Raw genomic sequence first — 19,279 nt, 5'->3', positions numbered from 1 at the left:
ATCATGACTTTGCTACTTGTCTGGATCCTGAATGCTGTTGCCCTGCTGGTTGTCGCCTACATCCTGCCTGGTATTACGGTTGCCTCGTTTGGCTCGGCACTGATCGCTGCGCTGGTACTGGGCCTACTCAATACCTTGGTCAAACCTTTGCTGATTGTGCTGACCTTGCCCATCACTATTGTGACGTTGGGCTTGTTCCTTCTGGTGCTCAACGCCTTGGTGTTCTGGTTTGCGGGCTCCATCCTCAAAGGCTTCCAGGTTGAAGGCTTCTGGTGGGCCGTGATTGGGGCGATCGTCTACAGTCTGGTTTCCGGGCTGCTGTCGGGATTGTTAATGAAATGAGCAACAAGCAAACCTTGAGCCTGGAGTTTTTCCCGCCGCGAGATATCGCGGCGCAGGAAAAACTGGTGCGCACCGCCAAGTCCTTGATGGGCTTGAACCCCGCCTATGTCAGCATGACGTTTGGAGCCGGTGGCTCCACCCGTGCTGGCACGGTCGATGCGGTAGCACTGCTGCAAAAACTGGGCTTTGATGTCGCACCGCACTTGTCGTGCATTGGTACGGCACCCGCGCAGCTTGGCGAGATGCTGGACAATTACCGCGATCAGGGCATACGACGTATCGTGGCCCTGCGCGGTGACTTGCCTTCGGGTATGGGTGGTGACGCGGGCGAACTGCGCTATGCCAGCGATCTGGTGTCATTCATTCGTGAAAACTATGGCGAACACTTCCATATCGAAGTGGCCGCTTATCCCGAGATGCACCCTCAGGCCACAGGCTTTAGCGACGACCTGGGTCACTTTGTGAACAAGGTCAAGGCAGGTGCGCACGGTGCGATCACGCAGTACTTCTTCAACCCGGACTCGTATTTCAGCTTTGTTGAGCGAGCCCAGGCGCAAGGAGTCACGATTCCGATCACACCGGGCATCATGCCCATTACCAACTCGTCGCAGTTGCTGCGGTTCTCGACCATGTGCGGTGCAGAAGTGCCGCGCTGGATTCGCCTGCGACTGGCCGATTTTGGTGATGATCGTGCATCGATTCGTGCTTTCGGTATCGATGTGGTGGCACGCTTGTGTCAGGACCTGCTCGATGGCGGCGCTCCTGGCATTCACATGTACACCCTGAACGGGGCAGATGCGAGCATGGCTATCTTGCCGAATCTGACCTGGCGCTAGGCTCTCAGATGTTCAATAAAAAACCCGCCAGAGGTCTTGGCGGGTTTTTTTATGGAGCGGCTATATGGCCTGGACTTTTTCCGGTTTGATCGACTGCTTTGTAAACAGAGTTCTCGATTAAACAGTTTGTGGTAGCGGGTTACTTATAGTTCCGGAGCAGGCACAGCCCAGCCTTTATCAGTCAGAATACTGTCCAGGCGTTGATCGTGCGGGGCGGGCTGGTAGGCCTGGCCAGATAAATCGCCCACTGCCCAGGCAATACCAATGCTGGTAAAAGCGTGGTTTTGTTCTTTCAGCGCCGCCAAGGTCCGGTCGTAGTAACCCTTGCCATACCCCAGACGATCACCCTGTCTGGTGTAGCCCAGGGTGGGGACCAGGACAATATCCGGTTGCATGGTTTTAGTGGAAATGGGGATTTCGATGCCGTAGCGACCCTTTTCCATTTCGGTCTCGGGTGTCCACTCGACAAAGCTCAAAGGGGCATCGGCCTCTTTGACAACGGGCAAACAGACATTGATGCCTTCCTCTTCCACCCATTGAAGCAGCAGTGGGCGCAAGTCCGGCTCCTGGGCCATAGGCCAGAAAGCGGCAATGGTGGTGGGTTCGGCACGGCCCTGTTCACGCAGGCGGCTGCGGTTGGTAGCCAGCCAGGTAAACAGACGGCCCCGGATCAGCAAAGCGCCCCGGTTGGTGTCGATGGAGGGCTGCCCGGCTCGCAGGTCTTTTAGTCGCGTGCGCAGCGCGGCTGCGTTATGCTCTACGTTCTGAATCATGGGTGATTTTCTAAAGGCCGTCACTATGGGTATCAACCAGCTAAAGTACCAGAAAACACCAGCTTGGGGCATGGCATCCATGCTTCCTCGCCCGCCCTTGAGCGCTTTGGTGGTGTTTGCTCTGGGTTTGGTCGGCTGTGCGGGGTCGCAGTCGCCGCAAGCCCAGACCCATTCCCCGGATCCTGCCGTTGCCAAGCAAGCTGTCGTGTTGCAGCCTGCCAAAGAAGCCGTGCGCCGCTGGGATAGCGTCCCGCCTGTGCCGCCAACGGCCCGTCAGGCTTTGATTGACGCCCGTGATGCCATGCAGGCCAAGCGCTGGACGGCGCTCGATGCTCTGGCTCCGGTTGCCGCGAATGATCCTGTTCTGGGTTCTTACGCCGAATACTGGCGCTTGCGTCGGATTTTGCAGGATACGACCACGCCCGTGCCCGATGAGCAAATTCGTTTGTTCCTGAGCGGCAATCAAGACGAATATCTGGAAAATCGCCTGAAGTCCGACTGGATTGTGGCGGCCGCGCGTACCGGCAACTATGCTTTGGTGCGTGAGCTGGCCCCCGTTCACGCCCCTACCTCGGCTGTGAAGTGTGCAGTAGCGTCGGCAGAGAACGTGGCCGGTCAGCCTGTGGATGTGCAGGACTTGCTGGCGTCGTTCTCTCCAAGCCAGGCCTGCTGGTCGGCACTGGACCAGTTGTACGCCCGTAAAGTGATCAGCAAGAATCAGGTCCGTGATCTGATGCGTGATGCTCTGGAAAATAACCGCACATCCCAGGCCCGCCGCCTGGCTGCGATTATCTTCACTGCGCCGCAAATGAAGGATTACACCGCTTTGATGGCTTCGCCGCAGAAGTGGCTGGATCGTAATGTGAACAACAGTTCGGTCAATCCGGAGCTGGTGTCCTTGGCCTTGTCCCGTCTGGGTCGTGGTCAGCGTGATGCTGCAGCGGCCTATATCGACCGTACCTGGGCCGGCAAAATCCCTCAGGAAAACCTGAATTGGGTGTGGGGCCAGTTTGGTCTGATCAGTGCCTTGCGGGTGGAAGACGATGCGGCCAAATGGTATCGCCGCTCCGGTCGTACCCCCATGACGGATTACAACAATGCCTGGCAAGTGCGCGCCGAGTTGCGTCAGGGCACCATCGAGTGGAAGCATGTCTCTGCCGCCATCGACAAGATGAACGATGCGCAAAAGGCCGAGCCGGTTTGGGTGTACTGGTCGGGGCGTGCCCATGAAGCCTTGGGTCATAAAGATCAGGCTCGTGCCAAGTTCCAGTCCATTGTGGGTGATCTGAACTTCTACGGTCAGCTGGCCACGGAAGAGTTGGGTCTGACACCGTCCTTGCCCCCTCAGCCACAGCCTTTGACGCCGTTGGACATGCAGGATGCGCGTACCAATGCGGGCTTGCTGCGTGCGGTGGAGCTGTTCAAGCTGGGTTGGCGTCCGGAAGCGGTACCCGAGTGGAACTTTGCCTTGCGTGGCATGAACGACAGACAGTTGCGTGCAGCAGCCGAGTTCGCGCGCGAGCAGCATATCTATGATCGCGTGGTGAATACCTCCCTGTTGACCAAGAACGAGATCGACTTCAGCCAGCGCTTTATCGCGCCCTTTGAAGGCCGCGTAACCGAGCAGGCCAAGTCCATCAATCTGGACCCGGCCTGGGTGTATGGCCTGATCCGTCAGGAATCGCGCTTCATTACCGATGCACGCTCGGGAGTCGGGGCGTCGGGCTTGATGCAGCTGATGCCTGCCACCGCCAAATGGGTGGCCAACAAGATCGATATGCGCGACTTCTCTCCCTCCCGTGTGAACGAGTTCGAGGTGAACACGGTGCTGGGTACCAATTACCTGAACATGGTTCTGGGGCAGCTGGATGGCTCGCAGGTCTTGGCATCGGCAGGCTATAACGCAGGGCCAGGACGTCCCCGCCAGTGGCGCTCGCGCTTGAACACTCCGGTGGAAGGGGCTATTTTTGCCGAAACCATTCCCTTTACCGAAACGCGCTTGTACGTGAAAAACGTGCTCTCCAACGCGACCTATTACGCCATGATGTTCAGCGGTCAGCCGCAGTCCCTCAAAGGGCGTTTGGGTACGATTTCGCCTTGATGAGCCCGTCCATGCTTGATGACAGACAGCAAGCAGCGCTGGCGGCCCTGATGGGGCCGCCAGATCCTGTTCTGGAAGGTTTGCAGGTCTATGTGGTGGGTGGCGCGGTTCGCGATGCCTTGCTGGGGCTGCCAGCGGGTGACAAGGATTGGGTCGTAGTCGGTGCCCGGCCCGAAGACCTGGCTGCCCGAGGTTTTGTCCCCGTAGGTGGCGACTTTCCGGTCTTTCTGAATCCCCATAGCAAAGAAGAGTTTGCCCTGGCCCGGACTGAGCGCAAGTCGGGCCGGGGCTACAAAGGCTTTACCTTTTACACCGGCACAGACGTGAGCCTGGCGGACGATTTGCGTCGCCGTGATCTGACCATCAATGCCATGGCCGTGGATGCGGCGGGGAATCTGCATGATCCCTTGAATGGTTTGGCGGATTTGCAGGCCCGTCTATTCCGGCATGTGGGCACCGCATTTAGCGAAGACCCGGTACGCTTGCTGCGTCTGGCACGTTTTGCCGCCCGCTTTTCCGAGTTCACCGTGGCCGACGATACCTGGGCTCTGGCACGTGATCTGGTCGAGCAGGGTGAAGTGGACGAGCTGGTGCCTGAGCGCATCTATCTGGAAATAGCGAAAGGTTTATCTGCCCAGCAGCCCGCTCGCATGTTCGAGGTACTGCGGGAGGTCGGCGCACTAGAGCGTGTCATGCCCGGTTTGAGCTACAGCGATCAGGTGGGCGAGCAAGTTCAGATCGCTAAAGACAGGCGTCTGGATCTGGCAAGCTGCTTTGCCGTTCTGTGCCATATTTCGGACACCCCAGGACAGGTGGCCGAACAGATTCGTGCACCCTCTGAATGGCGCGACCAGGCCCGTCTTTTGCCAGTGCTGTTAGCCAGCCCTGCCTTGTTGCAGCCTCGTGCAGACGTGGAGTCTGCCTTGCAAGTCATGGAGTCGTTGGATGCCTTGCGCAAACCAGAGCGCTTTACTCAGCTGATCGGTGCGGCGGCCTGTCTGCAAGACGTTCCAGAGCTGGAATGGGACTTCTTGCGAAAGGTGATGGCCAGTGTGGATGCCGGTGCAGTTGCTGCTCGATACAAGGCCGAGCCAGGCAAAATCCGTGAAGCGGTGCGCGCAGCTCGATTGGCAGCTTTGGAGCAGTCTGTTTAGTCTATGTGTGAGCAGCCTAGAGTGCACACTCAGAAAATAAGCGGCTAATAGGCCGCTTATTCTTTTCTGCTGAGTGCGTGTTCGTCTAGGGGGCGGTGTCTCGTGGGAGTGTTCTGGCGCGGTTGCTTTACGTAAAAATGGCAAGGTATATACCCTGCCGTTTGCTGATCTCTGCTTATGGCTCTTGAGGGAAATGCCCTCAGGAAGTTCCCCAAGGGCCGCTTTACAGACGCTCGCGTCGATCTCCGCTCATTGTGCCCAGCACTGGGGCTGAAATATCGCGCCCAATAATCAGCACTTTGAACAGTTCGCCCATTTCCGCTTCAGACAGCAGCTTGTTGGCGGCACTCATGGTCTGTGCCCATTGCTGTTGCACGGCGGGCGATGGGTCTTCCGGCGGAGAAGCCAGGAAGTTGGTGATGCCGCAATTCATCAGGAAGCGCGCCTGGCTGGTATAGCCCAGCACATCCAAACCGGCCTCCAGGGCGGCATCCGCCATGGCGGTGAAGTCCACGTGGGCGGTAATGTCCTGCAAGCCAGCCAGCACCAGGGGCTCGGCATGAGCAAAGTGGCGGAAGTGGCACATCAAGGTGCCTTTGTCACGTTGCGGGTGGTAGTACTCGCGCTGCGGAAAACCGTAGTCGATCAAAATGGCCGCGCCTTGCTTTAACCAAGTACCCATGCTGCGCACCCAGGCTTCGGCTTGCAGGTTGATCTCGGATAGGTAGAAGGGCTGCGCTTCCACGCGCTCGGCCACCAGCGAAGCCAGATGGTCGGGAGCCGGGCGGGTAGCCAGGTAGAAAGGCGCTGGCAGGCCTTGGGCCGTGCTGTCGTCTGCGGCAATGACACCTACTTCCAGCACCTTGCCAGCCACATCAAAGGTGAACAGGCTGGCAGGCATGGCATCCAGAACCTCATTAGCTACCACGCAACCCTTGAAGCTGTGCGGTGTGCTGTCCAGCCACTGCACTTGTGCTTGCAGGGGGGCCAGACGCTCTTGCTGACGCGCGCGCAAATCAGGCGATACTTCCAGAATTGAATACTGCGGCTCGATACCTTGCTTGCGCAGCTCCGTAATCAGCGCTTCGGCCAAAGCGCCGCTACCCGCGCCAAACTCCAGAATGGACAGGGATTGGCTGCCTTCCAGCACTTCCATGACCTGACGGCTCAAGGTCTGAGCAAACAGGGGGGAGAGTTCGGGGGCCGTCGTAAAGTCGCCCGTGGGCTGATTGCTGCCAAACTTGGTGCTGCCACCGGTGTAGTAGCCCAGATGCGGGGCGTACAGCGCATGATGCATCCATTGGTCGAAAGACAGGAAACCGCCTTCATCGGCAATGCGGTCCAGCAAGTAATCGTTAACCTGTGCAACGTGTTTCTTCAGTTCCTCGGACAGGGGAGGCAAACCGTGTGGCAGGGCAGGGGCGGACAGTACGTTCATGGCGTCAGTTGGGCTTGTCGTTAGGTGTCTCGGAAGAAGCCGGGGCGGCGCTCTTGGCGCTGGCTTTCTTGGCCTGGGTCACTTGGTGCAGGGTGCGGATCATGCCCACCAGCATCCCGATCAGGATGGAGGTGGCAGCGGCCAGGATGAAGTTGCCGTAGACAAACCATAAAGGCAGGCACAGAACGGCCATCAGCAATATGGGTTTTTGCAGCAGAACTTTCATACACCCTCAAAAAAATAGCGTGGAATCGGGGCCAATTGTAGCCCAGGCCAGTGCTGTGCTTGAGCTTGCCCACTGCTGCGTTACCATGGGCGTTTTGTCTGCTTAGCAAAGGGGTAAGGATGAACGACAGGGGACAGGCCAGCGCCTGGTTACAGGCATGGGCCCATTTGATTCCGAATCCGGGCACAGTCCTGGATGTGGCCTGTGGTCGGGGGCGCAATGCCCGCTGGTTGGCCGAGCGTGGCAATACCGTGATCGGTGTAGACCGGGACCCGGAAGCGGTGGCAGCGACTTCGCCTTACGGGGAAATTATCCAGGCTGATATCGAAAACGGTCCCTGGCCTTTTGCCGGGCGCAAGTTCAATGCTCTGGTGGTGACCAAGTACTTGTGGCGCCCCTTGATGCCGACTTTGCTGGAGAGTCTGGAGCCAGGTGGGGTGCTGGTTTACGAAACCTTTGGGGTGGGCAACGAGCAATACAACACGCCGCGTAATCCGGACTTTCTGTTGCAGCCGGGGGAGCTGCTGCGCTGGTGTGCGGACCTGGATATCGTGGCGTATGAGCATGGTTTCCGGGCCGATCCGGACCATATTGTTCAGCGCATTGTCGCCGTGCGTCCGCGTGAGGGCGGCTCTTTCAGCGATTACCGTCTGAATCCGCAAGACGGTGGTGGCAGTATTTGCGAGTAAAGCATGTGCAGTTTTGAGCCAAGCGCGGCGCTTGGCTCAAAACCAAGTATCCGGTGTTGCTTGAGCGCGTGTACAGAATCGCGGCTTAAAACAGATAGGTACGTGCCAGCATGGACAGGGCCACAACAGCGGTCAGGATGCTGAAACCCTGTTGCAAGCGCACAGAAGGAATATGAGGGGCCAGTTGTCGGCCTATCACCATGCCACCCATGGCCGAGGCCACAAAAACCCAGCCGCTAAGGGGAATCTCCGCCCCGTGTGCCAGACTCATGGCCGACGCGCTCAGGGAAATCAGGGCGATCAGCATCAAGGATGTAGCCACAATGCTATGCATGGACAGGTCGCTGAAACGTTTCAGGGCAGGCACGATCAGAAAGCCGCCGCCCACGCCCAACATGCCTGAAAACAAACCCGCTACCGCACCAATTGAAGCCAAGGTGGCCGTGCCTGCTGGTGTCCAGCGCAGGCGGCCGGTTTCTGGGTTCAGACAACAGGGTGTATGAGCATGGGCCGTTGCCGCCGGACGACGCAGCATTTTGGTGGCAATCCACAGCATGATGGCGACAAACAGCGTTACCAGCACTTTTTCCGGCAAGGCATGGCTGATGCGTACGCCCAAAGACGTGACCAAAGCGCCCGTGATAGCCATGAACATGGCAGCTCTATAGCGCACGATATGCTTGTACAGACCATCCAGCGCGCCGACCAGAGCGGCGGCGCCTACAGCCAGCAAGGCCACTGGCGTGGCCGCCGTCATGCTGTAACCCATGCCCAATACCAAAGCGGGCACGGCCAAAATACCGCCACCCGCGCCAGTCAGGCCCAGCGACAGGCCAGTCAGAATTCCCAGGATGATTGCAAGCGCCATAAGCCATATGGCGTGACCCCGGTAGGGATCACGCCTTTTTCAGAAAGCGTAGTAATGGCTTATTGTACGCTCTTAACTTCTTTTGGAAATTAGCTTATTTATAAAAGTAATTAATAGGGCCAATTTCCATGGCTTGGAGTTAGCCCGAGTTACGCAGGCCAGCCGCAATACCGTTGATCGTCAGGTGAATGACGTGTTGCTTGTTCACACCGCTGCGTGTGGGCTTGTTGGCCTTTTCACCTTGACGGCGATGGCGGCGCAGCAGTTCCACCTGCAAGTGGTTCAGCGGGTCAATGTAGGCGAAGCGTTCGGCCAGGGCATCTTGCAAAGCCTGATCGTGCGCCAGCAGTTCATGGCCGGTGATTTCACGGAACAGCCGGTGTGTCAGCTCGAACTCGTCACGGATTTGCGTGAAGATGGTCTCGCGCAATTCCTCGTCCTCGACCAGACCGGCGTATTTCAGGCCGATATCCAGGTCAGTCTTGGCCAGCACCTGCTCCATATTGGACAGTAGCGTGCGGAAGAAGGCCCAGTCGCGCGCCATGGTTTGCAGTTGGGCCAAACGTTTGGCGCGGTTCAGGCCATCATTGGGCAGCCCCGATTCCAGATAGCGGTTCAAGGCTGTGCCCATGCCGTACCAACCTGGAATAGGCAGACGGCATTGCGCCCAGGAGAAACTCCAGGGGATGGCGCGCAGGTCTTCAATGCTTTGCGTGGCCTTGCGCGAGGAAGGACGCGAGCCGATATTCAGGCCAGCAATTTCCTTGATAGGCGTGGACTGGAAGAAGTACTGATCAAAGTTCGGCGTACCGTAGACCAGTTGGCGATAGCTTTGATGAGCCTGCTCGGACATCCAGGCCATGGCGTCACCATACGCAGCCAGATGTTCGTCGTCATTGGACGAGCCCTTGCGTGACCCCAGGCTGGCTTCCAGCGTGGCAGCGACAAACAGCTCCAGATGCCAGCGGCCCACGTCCGCATCCTTGTAGCGGCCTTGAATCATCTCGCCTTGCTCGGTCAGACGAATCTGACCATTCACGGTGCCTGGAGGTTGCGCCAAAATAGCGTCGAAACTGGAACCACCTCCTCGGCCTACCGAACCGCCACGTCCGTGGAACAGGCACAAACGCACTTTGCGGCGCGAGAAAACCTGCGCAAATTCACGCTCGGCACGGTATAGCGTCCAGTTGGAGGTCAGGTAGCCACCGTCTTTATTACTGTCCGAGTAACCCAGCATTACTTCCTGCACGCTGTCCTGCGCGTGACGCACGCGCTGGCGGATTTCAGGCATATCCAGCCATTCCTGCATGATTTGCGGGCCACGCTCCAAGTCAGGAATGGTCTCGAACAGCGGTACAACCATCAGACCTTGATGCTCCGGCTCGTTGGAGTTGGGCACGATCAGGCCGGTTTCCTGTTGCAGCACCAGCACTTCCAGCAAATCGCTGAGCGTTTCGGTGTGCGACACAATGGTTTGTTCCAGCGCACGCGCACCAAAGCGACGGCGGCATTCGGCGGCTTTGCGCAGAATGGACAGTTCTTTCTCGGTTTCTTCCGAGTAGCGATACCAGGGCGAAACCAGGGGGCGATGGTGGCGCAACTCCGAGCGCAGCAAAGTGATGCGGTCCTCTTCGGACAGTTGGCGGTAATTGACGGGTTCGTCCTTGTACAGCGTGCCTGCCACGCGGAACAGTTCGTCCAGTACGCGCTCGTGCACGTCCGAGCTTTGGCGCAGGTCCAAAGTGGCCAGATGGAAGCCAAAAACCTCCACAGCTTGAATCAATTCGTTCAAACGCAGGCCGGCAATGGCGCCGCCTTTGTTTTCAGCCAGGGAGTCGGCAATGATTTGCAGATCAGCCTTGAATTCTTGCGGGTTTGCGTAGGGTGGGGCGGCGTAAGTGGGGCGATCGGCCAGGTCGCGGCCCAGCAGGTTCTGCGCTGTGGCCGCCATACGGGCGTACAGATGAATAAAGCTGCGGCGATAAGGTTCGTCTACACGGTGTGGCGACGGGTCCTGGCTGCTGGCCGACAAGGCCGCCAGGTCTTTGCTGACACGGTTCAGTGCGTCGGATACGGAGATTTCTGTACCCAGCAAACGAATCTGCTCCAGATAGTGTTGCAGCGCGCGTGTCGACTGACGCAGCACCGCTTGTTCAACCGTTTCAGGGCCCACATTGGGGTTGCCATCGCGGTCACCGCCAATCCAGCTGCCCATGCGCAAAAAGGCGGGCAGGGAACGTGTTTTCTGATCCAGCAGGCTTTTCTTGCCCGGTTCCAGCAAACGGTCCAGGTCGTGGTACAGCTGCGGAATGGTGGGCAGGAAGGTGGAGCCGTAATAGGCCAGGGCGTTATCGATCTCGTCCATCACCGTCAGCTTGTGATCGCGCAGCATGCGGGTTTGCCACAGCAGGGACACCAGACCGGTCAGCTTTTCCTGGGTGCGGGCTGATTGCGTGGCGCTGGCCTTGTGATCCAGGCCGTTCAATTCATCGGCAATGGCCATATGCACAGCCAGCGTACTTTGGCGCTGAACTTCGGTAGGGTGAGCCGTCAGCACCGGCATCACACAGGCTTCTTGCAGATAGCGGCGAATTTTCTTGGCGCTCAAACCCTGGTCCATCAAGGTTTGAATGGCATGTTGCAGGCTGCCCAGCAGCTTTTCGGGATCTTGCTCTTCGCGGCGACGGTTCTGGTCGCGGTCCTCGGCAATATTGGACAGGTGCAAAAAGTAGGCAAAGGCACGGGCCACGGAACGGGCCTGCGCGTCGTTCAGCTTTGGAATGTCTTTTTCCAGAATCCGTGCTTGCTGCGGATCGTGTTCACGTCTGAAACTGACAGCCGCCCGGCGCAGGGCTTCAATCAGCGTGAAGGTCGCCTTTCCTTCGCTATCACGAATCACCTCTCCCAGGGCCTTGCCCAGAAAGCGGATGTCCTGTCGAAGCAGGTTGGAAAGGTCAGGCACGGCCTGCGGCATAATATATCTCCTGTTAAATAAGGGGTTTTGCTGCAAAGGATTCTGGGTGCCAGATCGGTAGCCGCCCTACGGTAAGACGCCTTCCCGACCTTGACGCGCACAAAGCGCCTTGGGACGTTTATGATAGGTATCTTTACATAATTTTCCTGTTCAGAGAGTAGTCATGCCCCAATATCGCTCCCGTACCTCGACCCACGGTCGGAATATGGCCGGCGCGCGTGCCCTGTGGCGCGCCACCGGTATGAAAGACGAGGATTTCTCCAAACCGATCATTGCGGTGGTGAACTCCTTTACGCAATTCGTACCGGGTCACGTACACCTGAAAGACATGGGCCAGCTGGTTGCCCGTCAAATTGAAGCGGTCGGCGGTGTGGCAAAAGAGTTCAACACCATTGCGGTGGACGACGGTATTGCGATGGGCCACGGCGGCATGTTGTATTCCCTGCCTTCGCGCGAACTGATCGCCGACTCGGTGGAATACATGGTCAACGCCCACTGTGCTGACGCCATGGTGTGTATCTCCAACTGCGACAAGATCACCCCCGGCATGTTGATGGCCGCCATGCGCCTGAACATTCCTGTGGTTTTTGTGTCGGGCGGACCGATGGAAGCGGGCAAGGTCTACTCGCCAGATGGCAAGACGGTGGTACAGAAGCTGGATCTGGTGGACGCCATGATTCAAGCCGCTGACCCTAACGTGACTGATGAACAGGCTGAAGCTGTTGAGCGCAGCGCTTGTCCGACCTGTGGTTCCTGTTCGGGCATGTTTACCGCCAACTCCATGAACTGTCTGACCGAGGCGCTGGGCCTGTCCTTGCCCGGTAACGGCACCATTGTTGCCACCCACGCTCGTCGTCAAGGTTTGTTCGAGCGTGCTGGTAGCCTGATCGTGGATCTGGCCAAGCGCTACTACGAGCAAGACGACGAATCCGTTCTGCCACGCAACATCGCCACCTATCAGGCTTTTGAAAACGCCATGACCCTGGACGTGGCCATGGGCGGCTCCACCAACACCGTGCTGCACTTGCTGGCCGCAGCCCAGGAAGCCGGTGTGGAATTTACGATGGCCGATATCGACAAGATTTCGCGCCGCGTACCTTGTCTGTGTAAAGTGGCCCCCGCTACCCCTGAATTCCACATGGAAGACGTGCACCGCGCAGGCGGCATCATGGCGATTCTGGCCGAACTGGGCCGCGCCGATTTGCTGAATCTGGATGTGGGTAACGTGCATAGCGGCACCTTGCGTGAAGCCATCAAGCGTTGGGACGTCAAGGGCGACAACGTCAAAGCCATCAGCGACTTCTTCCGTGCCTCCCCCGGCGGTATTCCTACGCAAGTGGCCTTCAGCCAGGACCGTTACTACCAGGAACTGGACACTGACCGTACTAAAGGCTGTATCCGCGACAAGGCTAATGCTTACTCGCAAGATGGTGGTTTGGCCGTGCTGTACGGCAACCTGGCCATCAATGGTTGTATCGTTAAAACCGCTGGCGTGGATGAAAGCATTCTGACCTTTACCGGCACCGCGCGCGTTTACGAAAGCCAGGACGATTCCGTTGCCGCCATTCTGGACGGCGTGGTCAAGGCGGGCGATGTGGTCATCATTCGCTACGAAGGCCCCAAAGGTGGCCCAGGTATGCAGGAAATGCTGTACCCCACTTCCTACCTGAAATCCATGGGTCTGGGCAAAAGCTCGGCCTTGTTTACCGATGGTCGTTTTTCCGGTGGCTCGTCCGGTCTGGTGATCGGTCACGCTTCGCCTGAAGCGGCTGAGGGTGGCAATATCGCCCTGGTGCAAGATGGTGACACCATCGAGATCGATATCCCCAACCGTCGTATCCACTTGGCCATCAGCGATGAAGAACTGGCCGCACGCCGTGCCGAAATGGAATCGCGTGGCTCCAAGGCCTGGAAGCCAGTGAACCGCGAGCGCGTTGTGTCGCAAGCACTGAAAGCCTATGCCGCGCTGGCAACATCGGCTGACCGTGGTGCCGTGCGTGATGTGTCGCAACTGGACCGCTAAGCACTAGTTCTGCTTGTAAAAACCCCACCTGCCTTGAAGCAGGTGGGGTTTTTTTATGCCTGGTAGAAACGTACCGGGTAAATACGAATATTCCGGTGCCATCGTCCTGATAGAATCCATTTCATGCAAAACGGGATCCCATTTTGTTAATTTGGTTTTTAAGGAGGAAGTGATGAGTGAAATAGATCCAATTACCTTGGCTCCGATTCTGAATCCGGGTGGCATTGGTGGCCCGCTGACGGCAGCTCACCGGGAAATGGCGGTCAAGCATCGGGATGATCTGGAGTGGGACAACCTGCGCTACGAAGGGCAGTTCACCAAGATGATGTTCCACCCCACGCAAGACGACCCCACCATTCCCAACGCCGGGGTCGTGAAGTATCTGAAGGGCTCCGGGCACCCTTTGCACAGCCATTACTTTGCCCAGATCTGGTACATCCTGGCGGGCAAGTTCGAGATCAATGGCGTGATCTACGGCGAGGGCACCATGGTGTTTCACCCGGACCCGCATTACGAGCACGCACTGACGACCCTGGAAGATGGCGAGATTCTGTACGTGCAGTACATGGGGCCGACCACCCGCCAGCCTGCGATTTATGAAGGCCGCTTCAATATGAAAACCCGCCGTTCCCTAGAGGAAGAGTCCAGAGCGGTGTAAGCAGTCCCGCTTTAACAGCGAGCTACAGGAAAGCTGCCCATGCCTTTGCGTATGGGCAGCATCAACAAGCAAAAAAAGCCCGATCAGGGCTGGCTTGAAACACAAATAAAACTGAACAGAAATTCAATACCACAGGATGCAGGGGGACGATCATGAAACGAATGACACGAGTGGGAATCGCGGTTCTGGCGATGCTGGGCGCACTGAGCGCATGTGGCAAGGGCGGTTCGGGCGATACGGCAAAGCATGAAAGCAAAGGCCCGCGAACATTACAGCTTGCCCACGTTTCGGTAGAGCAGAACGAAGATATGTACCACCACCTGGCAACGAATTTTGCCAAGCGAGTGGAGGATCAAACCAAGGGGGCCATCAAGGTCCAGGTGCTGGGCGGTGCTCAACTGGGTGGCGAGCGTGATGTGGCTGAAGGCATGCAGCTGGGCACGGTGGACATGAGCCTGCTGGCCAGTTTCACCTTGGGCACCTTCGAGAAAAAAGCGATGGTGTTTGACCTGCCTTACCTGTTCAAGGATTACCAGACCGCCTTCAAAACCCTGGACTCCAGTTTCACGGATCCGATTGAAGCAGATCTGGAAAAATCCGGCCTGAAAATTTTGGGCTGGGGGCATGGCGGTTTCCGGAATCTGTATAACTCCAAGCACGCAATCCGCAGTTTGTCGGACCTGAGCGGCATGAAAGTGCGTACGCCGGAAAGTCCTATTTATGTGGATACCTGGCAGGCGCTGGGCGTGAATGTCACCTCCATGGCGTATCCGGAACTGTTTACCGGCCTGCAGCAAAAAACCATTGATGGTGCAGAGAACCCCACGGCCTTGTTCTATACCAGTCGCTTTTACGAAGCGGCCCCTTATCTGTCCCGAACCGAGCACGTGTATGTGGCGATTCCTTTGGTGATTTCCGGGCGGGTCTGGGACACCTTATCGGCTGATGAAAAAGCCATCTTCCAGAAAGCGGCTAGTGAGGCGGTGCAGGAGCAACGTCAGTTCCTGATCCAGAGCGAAGCGCAGATCGAGAAGAAACTGATGGAGGCAGGCGTGTCCATTAATGCCGATGTGGATAAAGCGCAGTTCCGCAAAGCCGTCATGCCGATTTACGAAAAATACAAGACGGTGATTGATCCTGATCTGGTCACCCGTGCTGCGGCGCTTGCTCAATAATCCTGGCGGATAACCATCATGAAACACTCTTTGCTCGATTGGGCCGATAGAGTCAGTACCCGCCTGGATAGCTTATGCAGAACCTTGGGGGCGGCATTTCTGGGGCTGATTGTGCTGGCCGCATCAATACAGGTGGCCGGGCGCTATTTTATGGGTTACTCCCCACCGTGGATTGAGGAAATCACACGCTACAGCTTTATCTGGATGATCATGCTGGGCACGGCTGTGCTGGTTAAAAGCAATGGTCATGCCGTGATTGACCTGCTGGTGATGCGACTGAAAGGCAAAGCCCGCCAAGTGCATGGCGGCTTGGTTCAGATTGCGATTTTGACCTGCGCACTGGTCCTGCTGGTGCAGGGTTTGCAACTGATTGCCATCGTTTACCAACAGCTTAGTCCTGCCATGCGCATCTCCATGGCCTATGTGTACGCGGCCCTGCCGGTAGGCGGCGCCATCATCGCCGTGCAGTGTGTGAATGCCTTGCTGGACGGGTATCGGGATCAGCCCAGCCCAGCGGCGCAGGGGGTGTAAATGCAAGAAGCTCTCTTACTTTTTAGCTTGATGTTCACGCTGTTCATCGCGGGCATTCCTATCGCTTTTTCCTTATTGCTGTGCAGTGCGCTGTTTTTGCTGTTTACCGGCATGCGGCCACTGATTGTTGTGCCGCAGCGTGTGATGGCGGGGCTGGACTCCTTCCCCTTGCTGGCGGTGCCGCTGTTTATCCTGATGGGAAACCTGATGGAAAAGGCGGGCCTGTCCAGGCGCCTGATTGATCTGATCGACATGCTGGTTGGGCGCGTCCATGGCGCACTGGGCTATGTGACGGTGATTGCTTGTGCCATGTTTGGTGCCTTGACTGGCTCGGCTCCGGCAACGGTGGCGGCTATTGGTGCCATCATGATGCCCGCGATGATCGCGCAGAAATATCCGGCTTCTTTGGCGACAGGGATTACGGCTTCGTCCGGTGCCTTGGGCAATATCATTCCGCCCAGCATTGCCTTGATTCTGTATGGCGCAACCGTCAACGTTTCTATCCCCAAGCTGTTTGTAGCCAATATCCTGCCCGGTTTGTTGATGGCTCTGGCTTTCATGCTGACCCATATGCTGCTGACCAGAAAGCTGAAAGTGCCTAAAAGCGCAACGCGTTCCTATACCTCGCAAGAGATGGTCATGGTGGCTTTGAAGGCGATTCCGTCCTTGTTGATGCCTGTTGTGATTCTGGGCGGCATCTATGGTGGTGTGTTCACGCCTACCGAAGCCGCCGCCGTGGGTGTGGTATTCAGCCTGGTGTTGGGTGTGTGCTACCGCCAGTTCACCGTAGGTACCCTGTGGCAGGTCATGAAAAGCTCGGTAGAAACCTCTTCCATGGTGGGCATTATTCTGGGCGCAGCCGGTATTTTTGGCTGGATTCTGGCCTCGGCGCGTATCCCCATGCTGATGGTGACGGAACTGACGCCTTTGCTTGATACACAGTTCCTGTACCTGGCCTTGCTGGTGGTGTTTTTGCTGCTGGTTGGTTGCGTGATGGATGCTGCAGCCAGCATTGTGATCCTGGCACCGATTCTGGTTCCTATCGGCATTGCCTTGGGTGTGGATCCTATCCATTTGGGTGTGGTGTTCTGCGTCAATCTGGTGGTGGGTTTCTTTACCCCTCCCTTTGGCTTGAATCTGTTCACGACGGTCTCCGTATCAGGCCAGCCTTACGAGGTGGTGGTGAGAGGGGTCATGCCCTTTGTCATTGCAGCCATCGTCGTTCTGTTCATCCTGGCTTATGTGCCTGAGATCTCCCTGGTGCTGGTTCGTTTGATGGAGGCGTCAGCATGATGCGCAGTTCCCATAAGGATGAGCCAATCGCCAAATCTGAGAGCGCCGTGGACATGAAGTCTCCCACTTCTATGGATCTGATTTATGCCAGTGCGGATGAACTGCAGCGCTTGTATCAAAGCAAAGTGGTGTCTCCTGTAGATGTGGCGCGGGCTACGCTGGATGCAGTGGATCGCTGGAACCCCATTGTGAATGCCTACTGTTATCTGGACCGTGCCTTGACCTTGCAAGAGGCTGCCGAATCAGAAGCACGCTGGATGGCAGGCGCTGAACGTGGCCCTTTGGATGGCATTCCGTACGGAGTTAAAGATTTGCTTCTGGTGCGTGGCTTGCCGACTGGCTATGGTTCAAGTGCAGCAAAGATGGCGGACGCTGCCCAGGATGACGCGCCTTCGGTGGCGCGGATGCGTGAGGCCGGGGCGGTACTGATCGGCAAAACGACGACCTCGGAGTTTGGCTGGAAAGGCACGGCGGACAGTCCTTTAACGGGAGTTACACGCAATATCTGGGACTTTAGTCTGACCAGCGGGGGCAGCAGTGGCGGTGCGGCTACGGCGCTGGCAGCGGGCATGGGAACGCTGCAAATCGGTACGGATGGCGGTGGGTCCACCCGGATTCCCGCCAGCTTTTGCGGTGTCACCGGCATGAAAGCTACCTTTGGGGGCGTACCTGCCTGGCCTGCCGGCCCGATGCTGACCTTATCTAATGTCGGTCCCATGGCCCGATCCGTGGCGGACCTGAAAGGCTTGCTGAACGTCATGATGCAGGCCGACCCACGTGACTGGAACTCGGTGCCCTTGCCGCGTCATGTGCGAGCTCCCGCTCGTGCCTTGCAGGGCCTGCGCATCGGTCTGCATCTGGATGAGCATTGCAGCCCCGAGGTCAGGGGCATTATCCAGACGGCGGCTGACAAGCTGCAAGAGCAGGGGGCGCATATTGTGCCTACCGAGCTACCCCTGGCCGGTGCAAAAGAGCTGATTACAGCGCATTGGGAAGCTGGTACGGCCTGGTTGGTGAATCAAGTCTCTGCGGCACAGCGTCCTTTATTGGACGAAGGTCTGCGCCAGGTTGCCAGTAAGGGCGAGAAGAACAGCTTGCCGGACTATTACCAAGCCCTGATTGGCCGACAAAAGCTGGGTGAAGCCATGCTTAGACACTTTGCGCAGTTTGATCTGGTCCTGACGCCTACCGTTCCGATATTGCCGTTTGAGGCGGGCCGGGAAGCGCCGTCTGACGCCGCTTCGCAGAATTGGCTGGATTGGAATCCCTATACCTATCCCTTCAATTTGACGCGGCAGCCCGCCATTTCCTTGCCAGCCGGTATCAGCGCCTCCGGTTTGCCCGTGGGGCTGCAACTGGTGGCGGGTTTATATCAGGATGAATGGCTGGTGGATGTTGCCCAACTGGTAGAGGATTGCCTGCAGGTGCGCAGGCCGCGGTTTTAACAGTCGGGTGGTTTGTCCGGGGGATCGCAAACCACCTTGATTGTGCGGTGCCACCTCTCCTTGCGGGTGGCACTGTTTTTTTGCTTAGCGCTCTGGCAACCAGTCCAGGACCAGATTCATGGTCTTGGCAACGTGTTCCGTCATGGCTTCTCGAGCGGCGGTGCCATTGCGATCGGCCAGCGCGGCGATGATAGCCTCATGCTCCAGAATATTTTCTTCCATCAAACGCGGCGGCATTTTGGAGGCAAAGCTCAAGGCGCTGGAGACACTGTCGTTCTGCAACTGCTGAATCAGCTCGTGCAGGCGCTCGTTGTGACTGGTGATCGTGATCAAGTCGTGGAAAGCGCGGTTGTGTTGCAACCATTCTGACCCCTCCTCGCTGCGCACACGCGTTCGCAAGGTGCGGGCATAGTCGGACTGATGCTGCATCAAGATCTCCAGATCCGAGTCCTTGATCCAGTCCACCGCCAGTTGCGCTGCCAAGCCTTCCAGTTCGGCCCGAATCTGAAATGCCTCGCGGATTGATTTGGCAGAAGGAATAGCCACAATCGTGCGCCCGGTCTTGGTCAACGAGGTCACGCGGCGTGCCTCCAGAAAACGCAGGGCTTCCCGAACAGGGGTGCGGCTGGTCTGAAACTCCTCCGCAAGCTCGTATTGACTTAGCGAGTCGCCGGGCCGGTAGTGGCCGGACTGAATACGTCTCAGGATTTCGTCTGCGATTTCAGTTGAGGATCTCATGGGATACGTCTGGTG

At 57.5% G+C, this 19,279-nt stretch carries 17 protein-coding genes; 11 read left to right on the top strand and 6 right to left on the bottom strand.

Annotated elements, in window-relative coordinates; translation table 11 throughout:
• Positions 1-3 precede the first annotated feature (3 nt).
• Together M2Q46_RS11885 and metF are read left to right on the top strand one after the other, a co-directional pair.
• Positions 4-342 carry a phage holin family protein gene (locus M2Q46_RS11885; protein WP_009462594.1) on the top strand — a complete coding sequence of 113 codons (339 nt, stop codon included), beginning with the start codon at positions 4-6 and terminating at the stop codon, positions 340-342.
• Positions 339-1,178: a methylenetetrahydrofolate reductase [NAD(P)H] gene (metF, locus tag M2Q46_RS11880; RefSeq protein ID WP_021447042.1), complete on the top strand. Its 840-nt coding sequence runs from the start codon at positions 339-341 to the stop codon at positions 1,176-1,178. Before M2Q46_RS11885 ends, metF begins: the two co-directional genes overlap by 4 nt.
• Positions 1,179-1,321: 143 nt before the next feature.
• On the opposite strand, the gene M2Q46_RS11875 is transcribed toward metF, so the two are convergent.
• Positions 1,322-1,951 carry a 5-formyltetrahydrofolate cyclo-ligase gene (locus M2Q46_RS11875; protein ID WP_035273579.1) on the bottom strand — a complete coding sequence of 210 codons (630 nt, stop codon included), beginning with the start codon at positions 1,949-1,951 and terminating at the stop codon, positions 1,322-1,324.
• Here M2Q46_RS11875 and M2Q46_RS11870 point away from each other — a divergent pair.
• Entirely contained in the window at positions 1,950-4,052 is a 2,103-nt protein-coding gene (locus tag M2Q46_RS11870) for a lytic transglycosylase domain-containing protein (protein WP_226348030.1), read from the top strand. The two genes, M2Q46_RS11875 and M2Q46_RS11870, sit on opposite strands and share 2 nt — an antisense overlap.
• An 11-nt stretch (positions 4,053-4,063) precedes the next feature.
• A complete protein-coding gene (locus tag M2Q46_RS11865) occupies positions 4,064-5,206 on the top strand; it encodes a tRNA CCA-pyrophosphorylase (protein WP_226348031.1) in 1,143 nt (380 codons plus the stop codon).
• A 223-nt stretch (positions 5,207-5,429) separates the two neighbouring features.
• Here M2Q46_RS11865 and M2Q46_RS11860 read toward each other — a convergent pair whose 3' ends face one another.
• Together M2Q46_RS11860 and M2Q46_RS11855 are read right to left on the bottom strand one after the other, a co-directional pair.
• The gene (locus M2Q46_RS11860; RefSeq protein WP_088451292.1) at positions 5,430-6,644 is read right to left on the bottom strand and encodes a class I SAM-dependent methyltransferase; all 1,215 of its coding nucleotides are present in this window, start codon (positions 6,642-6,644) and stop codon (positions 5,430-5,432) included.
• Positions 6,645-6,648: 4 nt separating this feature from the next.
• Entirely contained in the window at positions 6,649-6,870 is a 222-nt protein-coding gene (locus M2Q46_RS11855) for a hypothetical protein (RefSeq protein ID WP_009462588.1), read from the bottom strand.
• A 119-nt stretch (positions 6,871-6,989) separates the two neighbouring features.
• Between M2Q46_RS11855 and M2Q46_RS11850 the strand changes: the two genes are divergently transcribed.
• Positions 6,990-7,559: a bifunctional 2-polyprenyl-6-hydroxyphenol methylase/3-demethylubiquinol 3-O-methyltransferase UbiG gene (locus M2Q46_RS11850; RefSeq protein WP_009462587.1), complete on the top strand. Its 570-nt coding sequence runs from the start codon at positions 6,990-6,992 to the stop codon at positions 7,557-7,559.
• A gap of 85 nt (positions 7,560-7,644) precedes the next feature.
• Here the strand turns inward: M2Q46_RS11850 and M2Q46_RS11845 are convergent, their stop codons facing one another.
• Both M2Q46_RS11845 and ppc read right to left on the bottom strand, forming a co-directional pair.
• Complete coding sequence (locus tag M2Q46_RS11845) at positions 7,645-8,427, bottom strand: sulfite exporter TauE/SafE family protein (RefSeq protein ID WP_088451290.1); 783 nt, start codon at positions 8,425-8,427, stop codon at positions 7,645-7,647.
• Between the two features lie 139 nt (positions 8,428-8,566).
• Positions 8,567-11,401, bottom strand: a complete 2,835-nt coding sequence (ppc, locus tag M2Q46_RS11840) for a phosphoenolpyruvate carboxylase (protein WP_302357292.1) — start codon at positions 11,399-11,401, stop codon at positions 8,567-8,569.
• Between the two features lie 163 nt (positions 11,402-11,564).
• On the opposite strand from ppc, the gene ilvD reads away from it, so the two are divergent.
• From ilvD to M2Q46_RS11810, 6 genes are all read left to right on the top strand, one after another.
• Entirely contained in the window at positions 11,565-13,424 is a 1,860-nt protein-coding gene (gene ilvD, locus M2Q46_RS11835; protein ID WP_162089714.1) for a dihydroxy-acid dehydratase, read from the top strand.
• Between the two features lie 172 nt (positions 13,425-13,596).
• Positions 13,597-14,082, top strand: coding sequence for a cupin domain-containing protein (locus tag M2Q46_RS11830; protein WP_009462584.1), 486 nt, complete (start codon positions 13,597-13,599; stop codon positions 14,080-14,082).
• A 152-nt stretch (positions 14,083-14,234) separates the two neighbouring features.
• On the top strand, positions 14,235-15,257 hold the full coding sequence (locus tag M2Q46_RS11825) for a TRAP transporter substrate-binding protein (RefSeq protein ID WP_060186181.1): 1,023 nt from the start codon (positions 14,235-14,237) through the stop codon (positions 15,255-15,257).
• Between the two features lie 18 nt (positions 15,258-15,275).
• Positions 15,276-15,788 carry a TRAP transporter small permease gene (locus tag M2Q46_RS11820; RefSeq protein WP_226348033.1) on the top strand — a complete coding sequence of 171 codons (513 nt, stop codon included), beginning with the start codon at positions 15,276-15,278 and terminating at the stop codon, positions 15,786-15,788.
• Entirely contained in the window at positions 15,789-17,081 is a 1,293-nt protein-coding gene (locus tag M2Q46_RS11815) for a TRAP transporter large permease (protein WP_226348034.1), read from the top strand. It begins immediately after the preceding gene.
• A complete protein-coding gene (locus M2Q46_RS11810; RefSeq protein ID WP_226348035.1) occupies positions 17,078-18,526 on the top strand; it encodes an amidase in 1,449 nt (482 codons plus the stop codon). The genes M2Q46_RS11815 and M2Q46_RS11810 overlap by 4 nt, the downstream gene beginning before the upstream one ends.
• An 84-nt stretch (positions 18,527-18,610) precedes the next feature.
• On the opposite strand, the gene M2Q46_RS11805 is transcribed toward M2Q46_RS11810, so the two are convergent.
• Positions 18,611-19,264 (bottom strand): GntR family transcriptional regulator, encoded by a 654-nt coding sequence (locus M2Q46_RS11805; RefSeq protein WP_060186325.1) that lies wholly within the window; start codon positions 19,262-19,264, stop codon positions 18,611-18,613.
• Positions 19,265-19,279: the final 15 nt, after the last annotated feature.

It is taken from the genome of Alcaligenes sp. YSL9 (assembly GCF_030515105.1).
Lineage (GTDB): Bacteria > Pseudomonadota > Gammaproteobacteria > Burkholderiales > Burkholderiaceae_B > Alcaligenes > Alcaligenes phenolicus.
The sequence above is the reverse complement of the archived record's forward strand: the minus strand, read 5'-3'. Positions and strand labels throughout refer to the sequence as shown.